The organism is Staphylococcus sp. GDY8P54P, assembly GCF_017892645.1.
GTDB classification, from domain to species: Bacteria; Bacillota; Bacilli; order Staphylococcales; family Staphylococcaceae; genus Staphylococcus; species Staphylococcus ureilyticus.
Genome location: NZ_JAESLN010000022.1, coordinates 1 through 1,377, shown reverse-complemented (window position 1 = coordinate 1,377; position 1,377 = coordinate 1). Strand labels below are relative to the sequence as shown.

The window sequence follows — 1,377 nt, the reverse complement described above, 5'->3', positions numbered from 1 at the left end:
AATGATAGCCACTCCAGTGGCGATTGGTGCTGGTTTTAACTTGGATTAATTCCAAGTTAACAACCAATCCAAATCATTGATTTCGATATCGTGAAGTCAAAAGGAAATTCTATTACAAGTAATTTTTTGGTGGGGTTTGATTTTGAAATTTTAGCAATCACTTTTTTGATTGCTTGGTTTTGAATTTTTGTTTTGAGGAGAGACATTGGGGGGTACTACGACCCCCCCAATGGGTGCAATGTGCAATGTGAAAAAATCGACTTAAGCCTTGATATTATGGGGTTTTTGACAATTTTAGACACAAAACTTAACAAAAGTATTCATGAAAACTCTAGACTTTTATGGATAATATACTATATAATACAGAATAAGGATTTAAAAAGGAGGGGTTATAATGGCTCGAGAAAAAGTTGGAATAACATTAACACCTGTAACGATTGAAAGGCTGAAAGATATATCAGAAGAGATGGGATTGAGTAAATCTCAAGCGATATCTATGTTAATTAATAATTACTATATTGAAAAAGGTAAAAAGGGGGATAGAGACAGTGGAAAATAAAAAAAGAACCTAGCTCCCAAATAGCTAAGTTCTCTAAAATCTTTATTCAACACTGTTATTTTACCATGGCAAAATATATTAAAGCAAGAACGTGGGGAATGGTTGTATATCCACAATCTGCCCCTGAAAATTGGACAGAATTACTTGAAGAAACTTATTTACAATTCGCAATATCTCCTTTGCATGATAAAGATGTTAATCCTGATGGAGAAATTAAGAAAGAGCATTGGCATGTCATACTAATTTGGGATGGACCTGTTACTCAAAATGCAGCATCAAAAATTGCTGAGAAGGTAAATGCACCACAACCAGTTAAACTTGAAAGTGTTCGTGGAGCGTATAGGTATTTCACGCATATGGATAATCCTGAAAAGTATCAGTATGATGAAAAAGATATAAAAATCTATAATGGCTTTGATATTTCTAACTATATTGCTCTTACTAGAGAAGAAAAGTATGAAGCTATTTCAAGGATAAAGAAGATTATTATTAGTGAAAACGTAACAGAATATATAGATTTATTAAGTCTTTTAGAAGAAATGGATTATAACCTATTTAAAGTTGCTTGTGATAATACATTTACTATTAATGTTTTAGTTAGATCCAATAGACATAAACATGATAATTAATTTTGAATTAGCTAGCCACTATGGCTAGCTTTTTGCGTTAGCAAAAAAGGGGGATTGGGGGTTTACCCCCAACAAGTGTATTTGCAGAACGAAATGAGCGTTAGCGAATGAAGTGGCTAGCAAATACGATGCTTGCCAAACCAAAAAATTACTTGTGATAGGAGAAAAACTTTTGACGAACAAAGAAAT

The 1,377-nt window shown here is 32.8% G+C and carries 3 protein-coding genes; 2 read left to right on the top strand and 1 reads right to left on the bottom strand.

Translation table 11 applies throughout. The annotated features are described in order from the left end of the window. Window positions 1–56: 56 nt before the first annotated feature. Window positions 57–206 (bottom strand): hypothetical protein, encoded by a 150-nt coding sequence (locus KA883_RS08180; RefSeq protein ID WP_002503081.1) that lies wholly within the window; start codon window positions 204–206, stop codon window positions 57–59. A gap of 188 nt (window positions 207–394) precedes the next feature. Between KA883_RS08180 and KA883_RS08175 the strand changes: the two genes are divergently transcribed. After that, window positions 395–559 (top strand): ribbon-helix-helix domain-containing protein, encoded by a 165-nt coding sequence (locus tag KA883_RS08175; protein WP_002503080.1) that lies wholly within the window; start codon window positions 395–397, stop codon window positions 557–559. Between the two features lie 65 nt (window positions 560–624). Next, entirely contained in the window at window positions 625–1,188 is a 564-nt protein-coding gene (locus tag KA883_RS08170) for a replication protein (protein WP_049388228.1), read from the top strand. Window positions 1,189–1,377: the final 189 nt, after the last annotated feature.